Annotated in this window: 20 protein-coding genes; 11 read left to right on the top strand and 9 right to left on the bottom strand. The window is 57.0% G+C overall.

Translation table 11 applies throughout. From position 1 onward, the window contains the following. Window positions 1-10 precede the first annotated feature (10 nt). Entirely contained in the window at window positions 11-373 is a 363-nt protein-coding gene (gene grxD / locus MWU51_RS03945) for a Grx4 family monothiol glutaredoxin (RefSeq protein WP_247034905.1), read from the top strand. A 6-nt stretch (window positions 374-379) separates the two neighbouring features. Here the strand turns inward: grxD and MWU51_RS03940 are convergent, their stop codons facing one another. From MWU51_RS03940 to MWU51_RS03930, 3 genes are read right to left on the bottom strand one after another with little or no spacing between them, the layout of a single operon-like run. Beyond that, on the bottom strand, window positions 380-730 hold the full coding sequence (locus MWU51_RS03940; RefSeq protein ID WP_247034903.1) for an MliC family protein: 351 nt from the start codon (window positions 728-730) through the stop codon (window positions 380-382). A 1-nt stretch (window position 731) separates the two neighbouring features. Next, complete coding sequence (locus MWU51_RS03935) at window positions 732-1,115, bottom strand: cell division protein ZapA (RefSeq protein ID WP_247034897.1); 384 nt, start codon at window positions 1,113-1,115, stop codon at window positions 732-734. Continuing rightward, window positions 1,108-1,629 (bottom strand): hypothetical protein, encoded by a 522-nt coding sequence (locus MWU51_RS03930; RefSeq protein WP_247034892.1) that lies wholly within the window; start codon window positions 1,627-1,629, stop codon window positions 1,108-1,110. The genes MWU51_RS03935 and MWU51_RS03930 overlap by 8 nt, the downstream gene beginning before the upstream one ends. A gap of 240 nt (window positions 1,630-1,869) precedes the next feature. On the opposite strand from MWU51_RS03930, the gene tkt reads away from it, so the two are divergent. Together tkt and MWU51_RS03920 are read left to right on the top strand one after the other, a co-directional pair. Next, window positions 1,870-3,894, top strand: coding sequence for a transketolase (gene tkt / locus MWU51_RS03925; RefSeq protein WP_247034890.1), 2,025 nt, complete (start codon window positions 1,870-1,872; stop codon window positions 3,892-3,894). A 116-nt stretch (window positions 3,895-4,010) separates the two neighbouring features. Next, window positions 4,011-4,871, top strand: coding sequence for a DMT family transporter (locus tag MWU51_RS03920; RefSeq protein ID WP_247034887.1), 861 nt, complete (start codon window positions 4,011-4,013; stop codon window positions 4,869-4,871). On the opposite strand, the gene MWU51_RS03915 is transcribed toward MWU51_RS03920, so the two are convergent. After that, window positions 4,868-5,830, bottom strand: coding sequence for a DUF808 domain-containing protein (locus MWU51_RS03915; protein WP_247034886.1), 963 nt, complete (start codon window positions 5,828-5,830; stop codon window positions 4,868-4,870). The genes MWU51_RS03920 and MWU51_RS03915 overlap by 4 nt on opposite strands. 248 nt (window positions 5,831-6,078) lie before the next feature. Between MWU51_RS03915 and gap (MWU51_RS03910) the strand changes: the two genes are divergently transcribed. The 3 genes from gap (MWU51_RS03910) to gap (MWU51_RS03900) all read left to right on the top strand — a co-directional run bounded on the left by gap (MWU51_RS03910) (window position 6,079) and on the right by gap (MWU51_RS03900) (window position 8,458). Further along, entirely contained in the window at window positions 6,079-7,077 is a 999-nt protein-coding gene (gap, locus tag MWU51_RS03910) for a type I glyceraldehyde-3-phosphate dehydrogenase (RefSeq protein ID WP_247034885.1), read from the top strand. A 113-nt stretch (window positions 7,078-7,190) separates the two neighbouring features. Continuing rightward, complete coding sequence (locus tag MWU51_RS03905) at window positions 7,191-7,334, top strand: hypothetical protein (protein WP_247034884.1); 144 nt, start codon at window positions 7,191-7,193, stop codon at window positions 7,332-7,334. 125 nt (window positions 7,335-7,459) lie between these two features. Continuing rightward, window positions 7,460-8,458, top strand: a complete 999-nt coding sequence (gene gap / locus MWU51_RS03900; protein ID WP_247034883.1) for a type I glyceraldehyde-3-phosphate dehydrogenase — start codon at window positions 7,460-7,462, stop codon at window positions 8,456-8,458. A 165-nt stretch (window positions 8,459-8,623) separates the two neighbouring features. Here gap (MWU51_RS03900) and MWU51_RS03895 read toward each other — a convergent pair whose 3' ends face one another. The 4 genes from MWU51_RS03895 to MWU51_RS03880 form a co-directional block, all read right to left on the bottom strand. Then, complete coding sequence (locus MWU51_RS03895) at window positions 8,624-9,457, bottom strand: methyltransferase domain-containing protein (protein ID WP_247034882.1); 834 nt, start codon at window positions 9,455-9,457, stop codon at window positions 8,624-8,626. A 179-nt stretch (window positions 9,458-9,636) separates the two neighbouring features. Continuing rightward, window positions 9,637-10,128, bottom strand: a complete 492-nt coding sequence (gene coaD / locus MWU51_RS03890; RefSeq protein WP_247034880.1) for a pantetheine-phosphate adenylyltransferase — start codon at window positions 10,126-10,128, stop codon at window positions 9,637-9,639. 104 nt (window positions 10,129-10,232) lie between these two features. Continuing rightward, entirely contained in the window at window positions 10,233-10,667 is a 435-nt protein-coding gene (locus tag MWU51_RS03885) for a CBS domain-containing protein (RefSeq protein ID WP_247034870.1), read from the bottom strand. Window positions 10,668-10,774: 107 nt separating this feature from the next. Then, on the bottom strand, window positions 10,775-11,665 hold the full coding sequence (locus tag MWU51_RS03880) for a LysR family transcriptional regulator (RefSeq protein ID WP_247034868.1): 891 nt from the start codon (window positions 11,663-11,665) through the stop codon (window positions 10,775-10,777). A gap of 169 nt (window positions 11,666-11,834) precedes the next feature. Between MWU51_RS03880 and MWU51_RS03875 the strand changes: the two genes are divergently transcribed. Continuing rightward, entirely contained in the window at window positions 11,835-13,334 is a 1,500-nt protein-coding gene (locus MWU51_RS03875; RefSeq protein WP_247034866.1) for a CoA-acylating methylmalonate-semialdehyde dehydrogenase, read from the top strand. Window positions 13,335-13,389: 55 nt separating this feature from the next. On the opposite strand, the gene MWU51_RS03870 is transcribed toward MWU51_RS03875, so the two are convergent. After that, the gene (locus MWU51_RS03870; protein WP_247034865.1) at window positions 13,390-13,824 is read right to left on the bottom strand and encodes a hypothetical protein; all 435 of its coding nucleotides are present in this window, start codon (window positions 13,822-13,824) and stop codon (window positions 13,390-13,392) included. Between the two features lie 179 nt (window positions 13,825-14,003). Between MWU51_RS03870 and MWU51_RS03865 the strand changes: the two genes are divergently transcribed. From MWU51_RS03865 to mmsB, 4 genes are all read left to right on the top strand, one after another. Continuing rightward, window positions 14,004-15,137 (top strand): carboxylate-amine ligase, encoded by a 1,134-nt coding sequence (locus MWU51_RS03865; protein WP_247034864.1) that lies wholly within the window; start codon window positions 14,004-14,006, stop codon window positions 15,135-15,137. Between the two features lie 134 nt (window positions 15,138-15,271). Next, entirely contained in the window at window positions 15,272-16,423 is a 1,152-nt protein-coding gene (locus MWU51_RS03860) for an acyl-CoA dehydrogenase family protein (protein ID WP_247034863.1), read from the top strand. Further along, window positions 16,423-17,451, top strand: coding sequence for an enoyl-CoA hydratase/isomerase family protein (locus MWU51_RS03855; RefSeq protein WP_247034862.1), 1,029 nt, complete (start codon window positions 16,423-16,425; stop codon window positions 17,449-17,451). Before MWU51_RS03860 ends, MWU51_RS03855 begins: the two co-directional genes overlap by 1 nt. Window positions 17,452-17,462: 11 nt before the next feature. Beyond that, window positions 17,463-18,335: a 3-hydroxyisobutyrate dehydrogenase gene (gene mmsB, locus MWU51_RS03850; RefSeq protein ID WP_247034861.1), complete on the top strand. Its 873-nt coding sequence runs from the start codon at window positions 17,463-17,465 to the stop codon at window positions 18,333-18,335. Window positions 18,336-18,350: the final 15 nt, after the last annotated feature.

Below are 18,350 nucleotides of genomic sequence, written 5' to 3'. Positions count from 1 at the left end.
AGGAAATGACATGACCGACGCAAAAACCCGCATCACCGAGACCGTGAAAGCCAACGATGTTGTGCTGTACATGAAAGGCACGAAAGAGATGCCGCAATGCGGGTTTTCCTCGCGCGTTGCTGGTGTTCTGAACTTCATGGGCGTTGATTTCGCCGATGTGAACGTGCTGGCCGATGAAGAAATTCGCCAAGGCATCAAGGATTACTCAGACTGGCCCACCATCCCGCAGCTTTATGTGAAAGGTGAATTTGTGGGCGGCTGCGACATCATCACCGAAATGACGCTGTCGGGAGAGTTGGACACATTGTTTGACGAGAACGGCGTAGCCTATAACAAAGAGGCTGCGGACAAAATCCGCGAAGCGAACGGCTAAACCTGCTCAATTCGTCTTGCATTGCGACAGAAGCGTTTCGTCGGTGCTGTTGGGGACATCTTCCCACATCAGAAGCGCTTCGTCGCCCTTGGTCCACCAGACATAACCAACCCCATCCGCGCTTTGCGCATATTTGGCGCCCGATCCTGATATGACTTGGCCAAGCGCCACTTGCTGCCCTTCCACATGAATCACGGCCAATGACCCTTCGTCCCCACTGATATAGGTGGCCCAAACCATTGCGCCGCGCTCACACTCATAGGGAAAGGTTTGGATCGACGAGGCTGCAAATACACCAACCGGCATAAAAGACAGAATCAGCGTCGCAAATGCCTTTGTCCCAACTTTAGCTGCCATCTTAAGACGCCCGTTCTTCGATTTCCGCAGCGACGGCTTCGGCGCGGGCGGCAATCTCGGCCAGCGTATCGGTAACCGCATCTGGAATTACAGGCACTTCGACCTTTTGCGGGGCTGCATTCTGCGCAGCATAAAGTTGCGCCTCCAGATCCGCGATTTTCTTGTCAGCCAACTTCACCTTATCTTCCATACCGGCTGTCTTGTCGGCCAGCATCAAGCCAGCCATCAACAACATGCGGCTTTCAGTCAGGTTGCTCATCTGGCTGACCAGAACTGAGGCTTCATTGTCCAGCATCTTGGCGGCTGCGATCAAGAAATGCTCCTCGCCTTCCTGACAAGCTACATCGAAGTTGCGGCTTCCAATGGTGATATTGATATCAGGCATCAGCGCCCTCCCCTCCGGTTGACGTTTGTGACTTTGCACCGCTGCTGCTGTCGTTGATCAATTGTCCAAGCTCTCCCAGAACAGCATCAAGCTCGGCACGATCGGCAGATTGGGCGACGCGCAGGCCTTCAAGCTCGGCGGCCATCGCGTCATTGACCAGTTCAGCAGTCACATCTCCGTCGGCAATCGCCTTGCGCAACGCATCGTTATTGGCACGCAGATCGGCATTCACCTGCCGCATCTTGGATAGTACAACTTCATCCGTCTCAAGCTGAGCTGTCAGACGACCAAGCTCGCCCCGCAGCTTGTCCACCTCGTCGGCGCGGCTTTGCTGCAAGGCTTTCACCCGTTCCGACAATTGGCTGTTTGCTGTCTGCTCTTCGTCCAGCTGCGCCTTCAGTTGCGCAACGTCGTCATCCGAACCACCTGACTGATTAGACAGCGCAGCCAAGCCGCTGCTGATCCGTTCAAGTGCGGTGGTAATTCGGGTTTCCAATTCGGAAATATCGCTCATGTTCTGCCCTGAACCAGTATTGTTTGCCTGATCTTGTCACATGCCTGCCGACCTGACAACGCAAGACATGCGTGCGAATCGGCGGTGTGTGTTGGTATGCCGATCTTAGCCGACCCCTCCCCAAAATGCGCCCCTCGTTCTTTTCCAAACACTTGGCCTGCAACATGCGGCTTGGCTTGACCCTTGGCAAATGACTGCTATCAGGGGGCCAACCTCAACTTTGTCAAAGGATGTTGACCGTTGGACATCGCCACGCTCCGCAAAAGCCACCCCAATCACTGGAAAAAAGCCACCGCGATACGCTCGCTGACGTTGGACGCGGTTGCTGCCGCGAACTCGGGTCACTCTGGCATGCCGATGGGCATGGCCGATGTGGCAACCGTGCTTTTTGAAAACCACCTGAAATTCGATGCTTCCGCACCGCGCTGGGCGGACCGCGACCGGTTTATCCTGTCGGCGGGCCACGGCTCGATGCTGATCTATTCGCTTTTGCACCTGACGGGCTATAAAGATGTGACGCTTCAGCAGATCAAAGACTTCCGCCAATGGGGCGCGATCACCGCTGGTCACCCGGAATACGGTCATGTCTCGGGCGTTGAAACTACGACCGGCCCGCTGGGTCAGGGCATCGCCAACGCCGTGGGGTTTGCCATGGCCGAAGAACTTCAGCGCGCGCGCTTCGGCAAGAAGATCGTGGATCACTACACCTATGTGATCGCAGGCGACGGCTGTCTGATGGAAGGCATCAGCCACGAGGCCATTGGTCTGGCCGGGCGTCACCAACTGGGCAAGCTGGTCGTGTTCTGGGACAACAACGACATCACGATCGATGGCAAGGTCTCGCTGTCTGACCGCACCAATCAGGTAATGCGCTTTAAGGCGGCGGGCTGGCATGTGCAGGAAATCGACGGTCACGACCCTGAACAGATCGACGCGGCGATTGCCAAGGCTAAGACGACCAAGAAGCCCTCTATGATTGCCTGCAAGACGCATATCGCTTTGGGCCATGCGGCTCAGGACACATCCAAAGGCCACGGCGCGTTGACCGACGCAGAACAGCTGAAAGCCGCAAAAGAAGTCTATGGCGCACCCATCGGCGACTTTCAGGTTGAGGACGACGTGAAAGCTGCTTGGGAAGCTATAGGTGCCAAAGGGGCTGCGGCGCGTGCTGAATGGGAAGCTCGCTTTGCGTCGATCAGCGAACGCAAGCAGGCTGAGTTCAACCGCGCCTATGCGCTGGACGTGCCGAAAAAACTTGGTGGTGTTGTGCGGGCGCTAAAACGACAGGTTGCCGAAAGCAAACCCACTGTTGCCACCCGCAAATCGTCGGAAATGGCGCTTGAGGTGATCAACCCGGTTATGCCCGAAACCGTGGGCGGTTCAGCTGACCTGACCGGATCGAACAACACCAAGACTGGTGATCTGGGCGTGTTTGACGTGGACAACCGCAAGGGGCGCTACATTTACTGGGGCATTCGCGAGCATGGCATGGCGGCCGCGATGAACGGAATGGTTTTGCATGGCGGCATGCGTCCTTATGGCGGCACGTTCTTCTGTTTCACCGACTACGCTCGCCCGGCGATGCGTCTGGCGTCCTTGATGAAAATCCCGACGGTCTTCGTGATGACCCACGATTCAATCGGCGTAGGTGAAGACGGCCCGACCCACCAGCCGGTCGAGCATCTGGCAATCTGCCGCGCGACCCCCAACAGCTATACCTTCCGCCCGGCCGATACGGTGGAAACGGCCGAGGCGTGGGAACTGGCACTGACCTCAAAGGAAACGCCTTCGACGCTGGTACTGACCCGGCAAAATCTGCCGACCGTGCGCACGGAGTACAAACAAAAGAACCTAACCGCTCAGGGTGCTTATGTTCTGGCGGACGCGGAAGCTGGCAAGCGTCAGGTGATCTTGATCGCGACCGGGTCCGAGGTGTCTCTGGCGATGGACGCCCGCGCCACGTTGGAGGCCCAGGGCATCGGCACCCGCGTTGTTTCCATGCCCTGCATGGAGCTTTTTGCGCAACAAGACGAAGCCTATCGCCGCAAGGTTCTGCCCCCCGGTCCGGTGCGCGTCGGCGTCGAAGCCGCGGTGCGTGATGGTGGCTGGGATCGCTGGCTTCTGGGCGAGCGTGGCCGCGAAGCCAAAGCCGCTTTCGTCGGGATGCACAGCTTTGGCGCGTCTGCCCCGGCAGGCGTGTTGTTCGAGAAGTTCGGCATCACGGCCGAGAACGTTGTCGCGAGAGCCAAAGATCTGTTAGGCTAACTCGCTTGCAATTGTAACGCCAACGCCCCGTCGGTCCTGTCTGGCGGGGCGTTTTCTATTGCAGGCTGATGATTTTCTGACACTTTGGCTAGGCAGCGCGACAAAAGGGGTGTTTTATGACCGACAATACACGCGGTGCGCTGTTCATGGTGCTCGCAATGGCGGCGTTCGCGCTTGAAGACATGGCCTTGAAAGCTGCGGCCCGTGACATCCCAATAGGACAAGCGGTCTTGATGTTCGGCGGTGCTGGCTCTTTGGTCTTTGCCGGGTTGGCAAAGGCACAGGGCACCCCTGCTTTTCATCCGGCATTTCTGGGCAAAGTCCTGATCATCCGTTCGGGGTTCGAGATTTCAGGCAGATTGTTCTATGCCTTAGCCATCGCCCTGACCCCCTTGTCCAGCGCATCGGCAATCTTGCAGGCCACCCCGTTAGTGGTAGCACTGGGGGCCGTGGTCGTGTTTGGAGAACAAGTGGGCTGGCGTCGCTGGATGGCAATCTTTGCGGGATTTGCCGGTGTTCTGATGATCTTGCAACCAGGATTGAACAGCTTTGATCCTTTGTCCATCTTTGCAGTGTTGGGGATGGTCGGCTTTGCCGGGCGCGATCTTGCGACACGCGCAAGCCCTGTGTCGATGTCTTCGGCCCAGCTGGGTGTGGCAGGTTTTATGATGCTTACAATGGCAGGAGGTGTATTGCTGGCGGTCTCGGGTGGTTTGACAGCTCCCAGCGCGGCAAGTTTGGCCTTCGTGGCGATGGCCACAATCGTGGGCGTTTTTGCCTATTCTGCGCTGACCCGCGCCATGCGAACCGGAGAAGTCTCCATTGTGACACCATTCCGCTATTCACGTTTGCTGTTCGCGCTTGTACTTGGCATCACAGTGTTCGGCGAACGCCCCGACAACTGGACGTTGCTTGGCGGCGCGGTGATCGTGTCCAGTGGTTTGTTTCTGTTGGCGCGAAGCCAATCTGCCGCCTAAGCCTTTCCCTTGAACACCGACTGCCAAATTGGTCCGATCACGCGGGTCGCCAGGGGGATGATCAAAATCCCCAGTGCCAGGCCAACGATCCCATCAAGCGCTGCCGTCACGAACCACTCCACAAAGCCCGGCATGTTTGGCACGGCCTGCGCTGCCGTCACCGCGATATCGTGGATGATCTTATATGGTTGATGCACACCCAACTCGTGCAGCCCGTGAATGATGATCGAGCCACCGACCCAGATCATGGCCGCAGTCCCAATCACCATCAGCAGCTTCAGGAAGCCCGGCATGGCATTGACAATACCGCGCCCCAAAGACCGTGTCGCAGACAGATTTCCGTGTTGGGCCATGTAAAGCCCCAAATCATCCATCTTCACGATCAAGGCAACGGACCCATAAACGACCACCGTGATGCCGATGGCAACGACCGCTAATGTGGCGGCCTCCATCCAGATGTTGCTTTCGGGAATGGCTGCAAGTGATATGGTCATGATCTCGGCGGACAGGATGAAATCGGTCTTGATTGCACCCGCCACTTTCTCTTTCTCAAGATGGGCTGGATTGCCAATGTCGTGTTCGGCGTGGTCCCATGTTTCCTCATGGGGAAACAGCACGTGCCAGACCTTTTCTGCACCCTCAAAACAAAGATAACCCCCACCCAGCATCAGAAGCGGTGGGATCAACCACGGTGCGAACGAGGACAGCAGCAACCCGATTGGCAGTAGGATAATCAGTTTGTTCTTGATCGACCCCCAAGCGATGCGTCCGATGATCGGCAACTCGCGCTTGGCTTCAAAACCTTGCACATACTTGGGTGTGACCGCCGCGTCGTCGATGACTGCCCCGGCCGCTTTCGCACCGGCCTTCGCCGCCTGCCCCGCCACATCGTCTATTGATGCCGCTGCAATTTTTGCAATACCCGCCACGTCGTCTAACAGCGCAATCAAACCACTCATAAACCAAGCCCCTATGTTTGTGTTGATCGAGACATTAAAGCCATTCGGTCACAGGGTGAAGCACTTGCAAACCACAGCTACCATTTGGCCGGCGCTGCAATTCGTTTGCGCTAACGACTCGTTCACCCGTCATGTTTTCGCTAACAAGCTGGTGTCAAACGCGTTTTGCGGGTTGGGCCAGCGCGTCTCGGTCGTTATATCAGCGGAAAGTTTCGTGGCTATCGGGCCAAAACCTGAGGGGAATACGCATGACCGTCACAGTGGGTATCAATGGATTTGGCCGCATCGGCCGCTGCACCTTGGCGCAAATCGCTGCGTCCGGTCGCAACGACATCAACGTGGTTAAGGTCAACGCGACCGGACCGTTGGAAACGGCAGCTCACCTTCTGAAATACGATAGCGTCCATGGCCGCTTCCCGAATGAGATTTCGCTGGGCGACAAAACCATGGACGTTGGACGTGGCCCTATGCAGATGATGTCGACCTATGACATGGGCGAATTGGACTGGACCGGCTGTGACATCGTTTTGGAATGCACTGGTAATTTCAACGACGGTGAAAAGGCCAAACGCCACATCGAACAAGGTGCGCGTAAGGTTCTGATTTCGGCGCCTGCGAAGAACGTTCAGAAAACAATCGTTCTGGGCGTGAATGACAAAGAGCTTCAAGCCCATCACAACATGGTATCAAACGGGTCGTGCACGACGAACGGGCTGGCCCCGCTTGCCAAGGTGCTGCACGAAGCGCTCGGGATCGAACGTGGCATCATGACCACGATCCATTCCTACACCGGCGACCAACCGACGCTGGACCGCCGCCACAGTGATCTTTATCGCGCTCGCGCAGCCGCGATGGCGATCATCCCGACATCCACCGGTGCGGCAAAGGCGCTTGGCGAAGTCATGCCAGAGCTGGCAGGCAAGTTGGACGGAACCGCAATGCGTGTCCCCACTCCAAACGTATCCGCCATCGACCTGACCTTCGAAGCCGGGCGTGAAACCTCGGTCGAAGAAGTGAACGAGATTGTGCGCATTGCCGCGGAAGGCACCATGTCGCGCGTTCTTGGCTATGACGCCGAACCGAAGGTTTCGATTGACTTCAATCACACCGAGCAAAGCTCGATCTTCGCCCCGGATCAGACCAAGGTCGTGGGTGGCCGTACGGTGCGCGTGATGGGCTGGTATGACAATGAATGGGGCTTCTCGACCCGCATGGCGGATGTCGCTGTTAAAATGGGATCTTTCTAAGCGCCTAGCCAACCTCCAATCACAACCCCGCCCTAACTGGGCGGGGTTTTCTTTTGCCCTTGCCCCTGCGTCTGCACCACTGCAACAATGCGCCAAAGAGGCAGGAGTTGACATTGACAAACCAGATCGCACTAACCCTTGGCATTTTGATCGTGGGTTTGATTGGAGCCGATCTTCTGTTTGCAGATGGTCACACCGTGTTGTTTCTGTCGAAAAAATTTCTTGAATTCACCGAATGGATCGCCTTCTGGCGCTAAGCATTGCTGACCCCCGCCGTGATCTTCTCTTGACCTTTGGGCTAAAATGTTGATGTTAGCGCTCACATATTACGGTCGACTACGCCGGACGTTCGGCGCGCGCCCCTCATGCAAGGATGAAGAATATGACAGTCAAAGTGGCCATCAACGGATTTGGACGTATTGGACGACTGGTGCTGCGCGCCCTGCATGAAATTGGTCGCGACGACATCGAAGTGGTGGCGATCAACGACCTTGGCCCGGTTGAAATGAACGCCCATCTTCTGCAATTCGACAGTGTGCATGGTCGGTTCCCGAACGACGTGACGTTCACTGACGACACGATCAACGCTGGTCGCGGCCCGATCCGGGTCACCGCCATTCGAAACCCTGCTGAACTGCCTTGGGGTGATGTGGACATTGTGCTTGAATGCACCGGTATTTTCACCGGCGACAAAGCCAAAATCCACCTTGAAAACGGTGCAAGCCGCGTGCTTGTTTCGGCTCCGTCTTCGGGTGCTGACAAAACCATCGTTTACGGTGTGAACCACGACACGCTGACATCGGCGGATTTGCATGTCTCGAACGCCTCGTGCACCACCAACTGCCTGTCACCGGTGGCCAAGGTTCTGCAGGACGCCATCGGCATCAACAAGGGCTTCATGACCACCATCCATAGCTATACTGGCGATCAGCCGACACTGGATACGCTGCACAAGGATTTCTATCGCGCCCGCGCCGCCGCCTTGAGCATGATCCCCACCACAACTGGCGCGGCCCGCGCGGTCGGATTGGTGCTGCCGGATCTGGCGGGCAAGCTAGACGGCGTGGCGATCCGCGTCCCAACCCCGAACGTTTCCTGCGTGGACCTGACGTTCGAAGCGTCGCGCGAAACCACGGTGGACGAGGTCAATACAGCCATCGTCACCGCCGCCAACGGCCCACTGAAAGGCGTCCTCGGCGTGGTTGATCGCCCGCTGGTCTCTAGCGACTTCAACCACGATCCGCATTCGTCAAACTTCGCTCTGGACCAAACCAAGGTGCTGGACGGCAATATGGTGAGGGTGCTCAGCTGGTATGACAACGAATGGGGTTTTAGCTGCCGCATGTTGGACACAGCGGTTGAGATGGCCAAACATCTCTGACCCACACATATGGAACGCAAAAGCCGGGACATCGCTCCCGGCTTTTTTTGCGTTAAGACCGCGGTTCCTCTGATGATGCGGCAGTCTGGGTTGTGGCACTTTACCTACCGTCGGAAAAACGACGGCAATGTCTACTTTCTTTAAGCCCCACAATACTCGGATCATTCATACGGCGACAGCTACAGTCACCAATGCCGGAATTGGCACGTTCCATTTTGGCCCCGGCCCGTGCTTTTCCAACACCTTTGATACAACCGCCGCTCTGATCGCGGCAGCGTTATCTGGCGGCTGCGGGCGTAACAGGGCGCCGCCCCTCGCCGTTCCCTCAAGAAAGAAATCATAGGGTGCACCCGGATCATTAACCTGCCAGTTCGACGCAACGGCAAGTTGGCGGCAATGGGCAAAACCAGCCTTTTCAAGGACAGGAAACGCCAGATCAGGATCAGCATAGTCATTCGCACCGGGCCCCGGTGGCAAGGCAATGCTTGAAGCCCCATATTGCTCAATGGCACCAAACACATAACCAAGGGCCGTATCCACTTCAGGGCCACACCAAACTGAGAACGCCAACCGACCGCCGGGGCGCAGAACGCGACGCGCCTCGGCCACCACTTTGGGCGGGTCCGGCACATGTGGCATTCCAAACCCTATTGTGACGGCGTCAAACGACTCATCATCAAATCTCAACGCCATTGCATCGCCTTCAACGAACCGCGCCTCTGGCACCGCTGCCCGCGCCATCTCCAGCATAGCGGGCGAGAAATCGAGTCCTGTTACTCGTGCGCCAGCTCTGACCAGGCCCGTGGTCACGTTGCCATGGCCGCAGCATAGGTCAAGTGCCTTGGTGTCGGGGCCGGCTCTAACACCTTCAACCAATGATGGAACAACCATATCCGCAGCTTTCGCAAACACCTGGGCATAGGATTGCGCAAGATCAGCCTTGGCCCACTCACGCTTTTCCAGTGCGGCAAAAGTATCGGATTCTTGAGATTCTGGCATCTGTGTTCTCTGCAATCGGCGCCCTCCAATGAACAAGCGGAGGAGACGGTATGTCAACAAATCTGGCCGAAGCAATCACTCAACGTCATGCAGACATTTGGTAATCCGAACTCAAACCGATCGGCAGACATAAACATGCAGCAGCCCAACTTACCTTACAGATTATGTGACACCGCAGGCTAACCGATCTTTTCCAAAAGCTGGTCTTTCACGCTTGAGGTAACGAATTTCGACACGTCCCCACCCAACTTTGCAATCTCTTTCACCAGCTTCGACGCGATTGCCTGATATTTCGCCTCGGCCATCAGAAACACGGTTTCCACGCTGTCATCCATCGCGCGGTTCATGCCAACCATCTGGTATTCATACTCGAAATCAGTCACCGCGCGCAGGCCGCGAATAATTATCTGAGCCCCCACATCATGGGCGCAATCAATCAACAGGTTCTCGAACGGGTGCGCGATGATCTCGGTGCCAGTTTCCACAGTCAGCTTGGCACATTCCGCCTCAACCATCGCGACGCGCTCTTCCAGCGAGAACATGGGGTTTTTGCCGGTGTTGATCGCGACTCCGATCACCAACCGGTCCACCAAAGCACACCCACGTCGGATGATGTCGGTATGGCCCAAGGTGATGGGATCGAAGGTTCCGGGATACAGTCCGACGCGCATGTTGTGGCCTTTCTTCAATGCCGGCACGCAACAATACTACACCCGGCATTGCAAGTTTTAATACGCAATGCGCGAAGCATTGTCAGTTGGTCCAATCGATCTGATCAGTAACCCATGATCATATTCTTCAAGGCGTCAGCTTGTTGTGACAGTTCGTCCAGCCGCGCCTTGACAACATCACCGATCGACACCAGCCCGATCATTTCATCGCCATCCATCACAGGCATATGGCGGAAACGGCCGTCAGTCATGGTGTGAAGCACTTGAATGGCCCGGTCCCCCGGCACACAGGTCACCAGCTTGGATGTCATCAGATCATCAACGGGTTGATCCAGACACCCTGTGCCAACCTTACCCAATGCTGAAACGATATCGCGCTCTGACAAAATGCCCAACGGACGCACTCCATCTTTCGACACGATTACAGCACCTATTTTCTTCTCGGACAAAAGGTTCGCCGCATCCGCAACTTTGCTGCCCGGCTTGACCGTCGCAACACCCGCCAGCGTTTTATTCTTCAGGATCTGGTGAATGAGCATGTGGCCCTCCATTCTAGTGAAATTCTTGTATTTTTCTGTCTTCAGCGTCACCCCAAGCGCAACAATATGTCAAGGGCTGTTTGCAATCGCAGCAAGGGAAAAGCCCCTCACACCATCGCTTCCAGCCGCGCCACTTCGTCGCGGATGCCACGTGCCAACTCTTCGGCAACACGCGTGAATCGCTCGACCCGCGCGTCGCCCTCGTGCCGGATCAAATAGAATGATCTGGTGACCGAGACTTCTTCGGTCAGCACCCGTTTCAAATTTGGCGCAAAGGGTAGAATGAAATCATGGGTAATACCGATCCCCCCGCCCTGCCGCACCATACCCAACTGCACCGAGACAAGGTTTGACGCCAGCGCGACTTTTTCGATCCCCATCACGGTCAGGAAATCCAATTCAGGATAAAAAATCATGTCCTGAATATACCCGACGATCGGATGTGCGTGCAGATCTTCCAGACAGGTCAACGGCGGCGCATCCTTCAGATATTCCTGCGCCGCAGCAAGGTGCAGATGATAATCCGTCACCTTCTGGACGGTGATGCGCCCGGTCTGTGGCGGAGAAACCGTGATCGCCATATCCGCCTCGCGCTTTGACAAATTGATGACCCGCGGCAAGGCCACGATTTGCAACTCCAACTCCGGGTGCTCTTTTTGGATCGCGGAGCAAACCTGTGGCAAAATATAACTTGCACACCCATCGGTCGCACCAATACGCACTTGCCCCGACAACTGTCCCGACTGCCCGGCCAGTTCGTCCGCTCCCGACAACACTGCCTGCTCTGCACTTTCGGCGTGCGACAACAATCGCGACCCTGCCTCGGTCAGCGCGTATCCCTGCGGAGATTTGGTGAAAAGTGGCTGCCCCAGATCCCCCTCCAACTTCGCCACCCGACGCCCAACGGTCGCAGCGTCGCGCCGCAACACCTTGCCTGCGCGCGACAGGCTTTCCGCCCGCGCTACCGCCAAAAAAACCCTCAAATCATCCCAGTCCACTATTCACCTCACCTTGTGTTTCTTCTGGCCACAAATATCCCCGCCGGAGGCATCCCACTTCTCCACCCTCACTTCATTTTGCGTTTTTGCAAAACCCTTTTGGGAAACTGTCCCTTTTCCAAGCATAATTGCAAGGCTATATTCCCCGCGAACAGATGGGAGACAGACCATGAAGACACTTGGACATTGGATCAACGGCCAGATGGTCGACGGCACGTCGGACCGCACTGCAGACGTTTACAACCCCGCCACGGGCGAGGTGCAGGCCAAAGTCGCGCTGGCCTCGCAGGCCGAAATTGACGCCGCGGTCGCAAAAGCCGCCGAAGCACAGAAAGCGTGGGGCGCGACCAACCCGCAAAAGCGTGGTCGCGTGATGATGGCCCTTGTAGGCCTTCTGAACCGCGACATGGACAAACTGGCTGAAGCCCTGTCGCGCGAGCACGGTAAAACCATTCCTGACGCCAAAGGCGACGTACAGCGTGGGCTCGAAGTGATCGAATACTGCATCGGTGCCGCCCAGATGATGAAAGGTGAGTTCACCGATTCAGCTGGTCCCGGCATCGACATGTATTCCATGCGCCAGCCGCTGGGTGTCGTCGCGTCGATCACACCGTTCAACTTCCCTGCCATGATCCCGCTGTGGGGCATGGGGCCTGCACTGGCAGCTGGCAACGCGATGATTTTGAAACCGTCCGAGCGTGATCCCTCGGTCCCTTTGATGCTGGCTGCGTTGTGTAAAGAAGCTGGCCTGCCAGATGGCGTGTTGCAGGTTGTGAACGGCGACAAAGATGCGGTCGACGCAATTCTCGACAACGAGACCATTCAGGCGGTGGCTTTCGTGGGTTCCACTCCAATTGCGCATTACATCTATTCGCGCGCCACTGCGAACGGTAAGCGCGCGCAGTGTTTCGGCGGGGCAAAAAACCATATGATCGTTATGCCCGACGCGGATATGGAGCAAGCCGCAGACGCACTGATCGGTGCAGGGTTTGGTGCGGCGGGCGAACGCTGCATGGCAATCTCGGTCGCCGTTCCAGTCGGCGAGGAAACCGCCGATAAACTGCGCGATGCACTGGTGCCGCGCATCGAAAAGCTGAAAGTTGCGCCGTACACGGCGGGCGATGATGTGGATTACGGCCCGGTTGTGACGGCGGCCGCCAAGGAAAACATCCTGCGCCTGATTAACTCTGGTGTCGAACAGGGGGCCGACCTTGTCGTAGACAGCCGCGACTTCAGCCTGCAAGGCTATGAAGACGGCTTTTTTGTCGGTCCACACCTGTTTGACCGCGTAACGACCGACATGGACATCTACAAGACCGAGATCTTCGGCCCGGTCCTGTCCATGGTCCGCGCGCAGAGCTATGAAGAGGCGATTGGTCATGCGATGGATCATGAATACGGAAACGGCACCGCGATCTTCACCCGCGATGGTGATACGGCTCGCGACTTCGCCAACCGGATTAATATCGGCATGGTCGGCATCAACGTCCCGATCCCGGTGCCGCTGGCCTATCACACCTTTGGCGGCTGGAAGAAATCCGGCTTTGGTGATCTGAACCAGCATGGTCCCGACGCGTTCAAATTTTATACGCGTACAAAGACCGTGACGTCGCGCTGGCCGTCGGGCATCCGCGAAGGCGGCGAGTTTAACTTCAAGGCGATGGACTGACGGATTACTGCCTATATCAACAACAAAGCCTCGGTTTTTTGACCGGGGCTTTTTTTTAGTCTAACCGTTGCCCCTTCCCCAAAACCTCTACGAAGTCGTCCACGTCTTCTGCTGGCAATCCCAAAAAAGCCAGTGCTTCTGCATCGTTCCGAAACACATCGATCTCGGTTGTAAAATGGTCTTGCGCAGATTGTTCGAATATGCGTGCTAAAACAAAGACTTCAGGCCGCGGAGCTAACAGAGCCAGTTTACTGGCCGGTGGGAACTCATGCGCCAGCTTTCGCTGCATTTGTACGTATTCCACAGATCCATCAATCGGACGATCAACAGTGTGTAGCTGGCGCAAATCAACCAATACCTTGCGATCCCGCGGCGCATCAATTGTGATGATCCATTCAGCAATCCGAGCAGTCAGGCTGGCAAAATGGAGATGCGCTGAACAGCGGACATACAAAAGATTTTGTGCGTCAAAATAAGTAGCAGTGTTCATTATTCAACCCCAGCGCGATTACGCCCTGCCCAGAAAACCCACATCTTTACCTAAGGTCAACCACCTATTTCCACCAATCCGCGGCAGACAAGCGTTCATCGGCTGTTCATAGCGTCGGATGCTTGTCGCCTGCCCACAATGATGCAAAGCTGCTCTGGACAAGACCGAAAGGACAGCTGATGGCCCTGAAGGAACCTCCCTTTTCGATTGGTGTCGAAGAAGAATATCTACTGGTGGACCGCGAAAGCTATGCGCTCGCGCGCGCCCCTGATCGCCTGATGAACGACTGCAGAGCCGAGCTTGAAAGTCAGGTCAGCCCCGAGTTTCTGCAATGCCAAATCGAAATCGGCACCCGTGTTTGCGCCAACGTATCCGAAGCGCGTGAAGACCTGAAACGTCTGCGGTCAACTGTTGCAAAACATGCCAAGACATATGGCCTGGCCCCAATTGCGGCCTCGTGTCATCCGTTTGCCGACTGGAAGGACCAACATCATGTCGACAAGGACCGCTATAATGATCTGAAGCGTGATCTGGCAGGGGTCGTGCGCCGCATGCTGATCTGCGGGATGCATGTTCATGTGGGCATTCCTGATCCAGACACACGGATCGACCTCGTCAATCAACTCAGTTATTTCCTGCCCCACTTGCTTGCCCTGTCCGGCAGTTCACCGTTCTGGCAAGGTGATGATACCGGGCTGGCCTCCTATCGCCTGACGGTTTTTGACAATTTACCCCGCACAGGTCTGCCACCACAATTGTCGGGATGGTCCGAATTTGAACGGTCGGTACAGGCTTTGGTCGACATCGGCGTCATTGAAGACAGCTCGAAAATCTGGTGGGATCTGCGCCCGTCGTCACGTTTTCCAACCATTGAAAGCCGCATCTGCGATGTGCAACCCCGACTGGAACACACGGTCAGCCTGGCCGCGCTGACCCAATGTCTGGCCCGTATGCTGTGGCGGTTGAAAGCCAAGAACCAACGCTGGCGGTTGTATGATAATTTTCTGGTCGCCGAGAACCGTTGGCGGGCCCAGCGATATGGCGTCGGCGGCGGGCTGATTGATTTCGGCATCGGCGAGATCGTGGATTTCCGACGCCTGCTTGAGGACTTGCTCCAACTGATTGAACAGGATGCCGAGGCCCTGGGTTGTACCGTTGAAGTAGAAGCCGCACGTGGCATCCTGGAAACGGGCATCTCATCTGATCGGCAGCGCGCGGTCTTTCACGATAGCCTTCAAGCTGAGAAGCCGAAAGAGTATGCACTTCAAGACGTTGTGCGGCACTTGATAGACGAGTATCACGCCGATCTGTGACCCTCGGCAGATCTGGGCACGAAATGGTAACGTAACGGCAACTTACGACGCGACGGAACTCTCCCATGCCTTGAAAAACTCCTGTAATAATTGCGCCGTAACGTGACGCAGCAATACGTGGACGGGAGAGATACATGGATTTCGCACTTTCCGAGGAACAGACCCTCATCTTCGATATGGCCAAAGGATTTGGCGAAGAGCACATCGCCCCCTATTCCGAGAAATGGGAGGCCGAGGAAAGCATCCCGAAAGAGCTGTGGCCGCAACTGGCCGAGCTGGGCTTTGGCGGCATCTACGTCAGCGAAGAATATGGTGGTTCAGGCCTAACACGCCTTGACGCGACCTTGGTCTTTGAAGCGCTCGCCATGGCAGACCCCGCGATCGGGTCGTTTCTATCCATCCACAACATGTGCGGCGGCATGATCGACAAGTTCGGCAAGGAAGAAGACAAGCAGAAATGGCTGCCATCGCTCTGCTCGATGGAGAAAGTGTTCTCGTACTGCCTGACTGAACCGGGTTCCGGCTCGGACGCGGCCGCCCTGAAAACCCGCGCGCAGAAGACCAATGACAGCTATGTGCTGAGCGGCAACAAGGCGTTCATTTCGGGCGGCAATTATTCCGATGTCTATGTCACCATGTGCCGCACAGGCGAAGATGGTCCCAAGGGCATTTCCACCGTGATTATCGAAGACGGCACCCCCGGCCTGAGCTTTGGCGCGAATGAGCGCAAGATGGGCTGGAAGGCGCAGCCGACCTCGCAAGTGCAGTTCGACGATTGCGCTGTGCCGCACGAAAACCTGCTGGGCGAAGAAGGCAAAGGGTTTGTCTATGCCATGGCCGGACTTGATGGTGGGCGGCTCAACATCTCGGCAGGTGCGCTTGGCGGTGCACAAAAGGCACTGGACCTGACCCTGCAATATATGGGCGAGCGCAAAGCGTTTGGCAAAACCATCGACCAATTTCAGGCGTTGCAATTCAAGCTGGCGGAATACGAAACCCGCCTGCAAGCATCGCGCACATTCCTGCGTCAGGCGGCGTGGAAGCTGGACAACAATGCACCCGATGCCTCGAAATTCTGTGCCATGGCCAAACTGATGGTCACAGATGCGGCCTTTGATGTGGCAAACGGCTGTCTGCAATTGCATGGCGGCTATGGCTATCTGTCCGATTACGGGATCGAGAAGATCGTGCGCGACCTGCGTGTGCACCAGATTTTGGAAGGCACCAACGAAATCATGCGCCTGATTGTCGCCCGTCAATTGCTGGCCGAACGCGACCGCGGCTGATGTCTGACATCTCGATCCGGAAAGAAGGCAAAGCCGGGCGGATCACCCTGACCCGCCCCGAAGCCTTGAATGCACTGTCTTACGACATGTGTTTGGCAATTGATGCGGCCCTTATCGACTGGATCGACGACGACGAGGTCGCGCTGATCGTGATCGACGCCGAGGGCGACCGCGCCTTCTGTGCCGGCGGCGACATCCGCGAGATTTACGAGATCGGCCAGTCTGGCGACCCCACCCGCGCGCAGAATTTCTGGCGCGACGAATACCGGATGAATGCGCGGCTGTTTGAATTCCCCAAACCCATCGTCAGCTTCATGCAAGGCTTCACTATGGGCGGCGGTGTCGGCGTGGGCTGTCATGCGTCCCACCGGATCATGGCGCGGTCGTCGCGCATGGCGATGCCGGAATGTGGCATCGGGCTGGTGCCGGATGTGGGCGGATCGCTGATCCTGGCTCGCGCGCCGGGGCATATGGGCACCTATATCGGTATGACCGGCGCACGCATGGCACCGGGCGATGCGATCCACGCTGGTTTTGCGGATTATGTGATCCCGCAGGCGGAATGGCCCGCGCTAAAGGCGGATCTGATCGGCACTGGCGACCCGAGCCACATCAACGAGGCCGCGATCCCCGCCATCCCTGGCAACCTGTCGGCCATGCAACCAATGATCGACGCGCATTTCGGTGGCGGAAGTCTGGGCGCGATTGTCGCTTCACTGCGAGTAGAGGACAGCGTCTTTGCTACCAACGCGCTTGAAGTCCTGGGCCGCAACTCTCCCTTGTCCATGGCCTGCACTGTCGACATCATCCGCCGCCTGTCCACAACCTATGACGTGCGAGCGTCGCTGGAACTGGAATACCGCTTTGTCTATCGTGCGCTCGAACAATCGGACTTGATGGAAGGCATCCGGGCCGCCGTGATCGACAAGGACCGCACCCCACGCTGGAAACACGATCTGGACACCCTGCCCGAGCACGCGGTCAACGCCATGCTGGCCCCGCTGGGCGACAACGAACTGACATTTTAAGGAGACCTGCCATGAAAATCGGATTTATCGGACTGGGCAACATGGGCGGCCCGATGGCTGCAAACCTTGCCAAGGCTGGCCACGAGGTCACAGGCTTCGACATGGCGCCCGTTGAAATCGAAGGCGTCACCATGGCTGCATCGGGCGCTGAAGCGGCCAAGGGGCAAGACGTGGTGATCACCATGCTGCCCAATGGCCAGATTCTGCGCGCCGTGGCGAACGAGATCGTCCCCGCGATGGACAACGGCACCGCTTTCGTCGACTGCTCGACCGTCGATGTGGAAAGCGCCCGCGACGTGGCCAAGCAAGCCTCGGACGCGGGTCTTCTGCCAGTCGACGCCCCCGTCTCGGGCGGTGTGGGCGGCGCATCTGGCGGCACATTGACCTTCATGGCCGGCGGCTCGGCCGAGGCGTTTGCCAAGGCAGAACCTCTGTTCGACATTATGGGTCAAAAGGCCGTGCATTGCGGTGACAGCGGCGCAGGCCAAGCGGCCAAGATCTGCAACAACATGATCCTTGGAATCACCATGATCGGCACATGTGAGGCCTTCGCGCTGGCCGACAAGCTGGGGCTGGACCGTCAGAAGATGTTTGACGTTGTGTCCACCTCGTCCGGCTATAGCTGGTCGATGAATGCCTACTGCCCGGCCCCCGGAGTTGGCCCGCAATCGCCCGCCGACAATGATTATAAACCCGGTTTCGCGGCTGAATTGATGCTGAAAGACCTGCGCCTGAGCCAACAGGCCGCTGAGGCCGCCGATGCCGACACCCCTCTGGGACAAGCTGCAACAGCGCTTTACACCCAGTTTGTAGAAGACGAAGACGGCAAGGGCATGGACTTTTCCGCCATGTTGCCGCGGTTTGAAAAACGCGGTCGCAGCTAAGGTTCAAACCGCCTA

The sequence above is a fragment of the Aliiroseovarius sp. F47248L genome (assembly GCF_023016085.1).
Lineage (GTDB): Bacteria > Pseudomonadota > Alphaproteobacteria > Rhodobacterales > Rhodobacteraceae > Aliiroseovarius.
This window is presented reverse-complemented; position numbering and strand designations above follow the sequence as displayed.

What these genes read in the sequence shown, in the direction of transcription:
- grxD (WP_247034905.1), top strand. Translation starts at nt 11, where the DNA reads ATGACCGACGCAAAAACCCGCATCACCGAGACCGTGAAAGCCAACGAT.
- MWU51_RS03940 (WP_247034903.1), bottom strand. Translation starts at nt 730, where the DNA reads ATGGCAGCTAAAGTTGGGACAAAGGCATTTGCGACGCTGATTCTGTCT.
- MWU51_RS03935 (WP_247034897.1), bottom strand. Translation starts at nt 1,115, where the DNA reads ATGCCTGATATCAATATCACCATTGGAAGCCGCAACTTCGATGTAGCT.
- MWU51_RS03930 (WP_247034892.1), bottom strand. Translation starts at nt 1,629, where the DNA reads ATGAGCGATATTTCCGAATTGGAAACCCGAATTACCACCGCACTTGAA.
- MWU51_RS03920 (WP_247034887.1), top strand. Translation starts at nt 4,011, where the DNA reads ATGACCGACAATACACGCGGTGCGCTGTTCATGGTGCTCGCAATGGCG.
- MWU51_RS03915 (WP_247034886.1), bottom strand. Translation starts at nt 5,830, where the DNA reads ATGAGTGGTTTGATTGCGCTGTTAGACGACGTGGCGGGTATTGCAAAA.
- gap (WP_247034885.1), top strand. Translation starts at nt 6,079, where the DNA reads ATGACCGTCACAGTGGGTATCAATGGATTTGGCCGCATCGGCCGCTGC.
- gap (WP_247034883.1), top strand. Translation starts at nt 7,460, where the DNA reads ATGACAGTCAAAGTGGCCATCAACGGATTTGGACGTATTGGACGACTG.
- MWU51_RS03895 (WP_247034882.1), bottom strand. Translation starts at nt 9,457, where the DNA reads ATGCCAGAATCTCAAGAATCCGATACTTTTGCCGCACTGGAAAAGCGT.
- coaD (WP_247034880.1), bottom strand. Translation starts at nt 10,128, where the DNA reads ATGCGCGTCGGACTGTATCCCGGAACCTTCGATCCCATCACCTTGGGC.
- MWU51_RS03885 (WP_247034870.1), bottom strand. Translation starts at nt 10,667, where the DNA reads ATGCTCATTCACCAGATCCTGAAGAATAAAACGCTGGCGGGTGTTGCG.
- MWU51_RS03875 (WP_247034866.1), top strand. Translation starts at nt 11,835, where the DNA reads ATGAAGACACTTGGACATTGGATCAACGGCCAGATGGTCGACGGCACG.
- MWU51_RS03870 (WP_247034865.1), bottom strand. Translation starts at nt 13,824, where the DNA reads ATGAACACTGCTACTTATTTTGACGCACAAAATCTTTTGTATGTCCGC.
- MWU51_RS03865 (WP_247034864.1), top strand. Translation starts at nt 14,004, where the DNA reads ATGGCCCTGAAGGAACCTCCCTTTTCGATTGGTGTCGAAGAAGAATAT.
- MWU51_RS03860 (WP_247034863.1), top strand. Translation starts at nt 15,272, where the DNA reads ATGGATTTCGCACTTTCCGAGGAACAGACCCTCATCTTCGATATGGCC.
- MWU51_RS03855 (WP_247034862.1), top strand. Translation starts at nt 16,423, where the DNA reads ATGTCTGACATCTCGATCCGGAAAGAAGGCAAAGCCGGGCGGATCACC.
- mmsB (WP_247034861.1), top strand. Translation starts at nt 17,463, where the DNA reads ATGAAAATCGGATTTATCGGACTGGGCAACATGGGCGGCCCGATGGCT.